This is a genomic window from Vibrio sp. M250220 (assembly GCF_036533795.1).
Taxonomy (GTDB): Bacteria; Pseudomonadota; Gammaproteobacteria; order Enterobacterales; family Vibrionaceae; genus Vibrio.
In genome coordinates this window covers 1-519 of sequence record NZ_JATABI010000199.1, presented here as the reverse complement: position 1 = coordinate 519, position 519 = coordinate 1, and the positions used below count along the sequence as shown (strand labels likewise).

The 519-nt window shown below is 43.4% G+C and carries 1 pseudogene; it reads left to right on the top strand.

The window, feature by feature from the left end:
* Positions 1–50 precede the first annotated feature (50 nt).
* A pseudogene (locus QTN94_RS20410) lies at positions 51–519 on the top strand (DUF4123 domain-containing protein); the annotation flags it as partial.

The window sequence follows — 519 nt, the reverse complement described above, 5'->3', positions numbered from 1 at the left end:
CTTCAGATTTATCATTAAGTGATGCAGCGAAAGCTTTACGGCGACTAATTATGGTTGAAATGCCAAGTGGTAATCCCGGATTTTTTCGTTTTGCTGACAGCAATGCAGCCTATGTTTTATTGGATACTCAATGTGCCATGTTATGGCAGCCGATGAACAAAGCTTGGATTCACCAAGCAGGGCAGTGGCAAAGGCTGGAAAATCCTTTTGTTATCCCCCCTGAAATACATCATCAACCTCTAAAAATTACTGACGAGCAGTGGCGAAGACTCTCGCTCATCCCATGGCAAAATTCACTGCCCAATACATTGATTGCTCACATGCAGCGTTGGTTTCCTGAGCGTTGTCAGCAGATTCACGACTTAAGAAACTGGGTTTGTAGCCAAATGGATAGCGCTTACGCCAAAGGTTTTGAGACAGAGCAAGACTTACTCTATTACTTCAATATTCTCGGTTATGTAGGCGAACAGGCGTTGCTAAAGAATACCTACCCAAATCTCACTCAACTTATCGAACAAC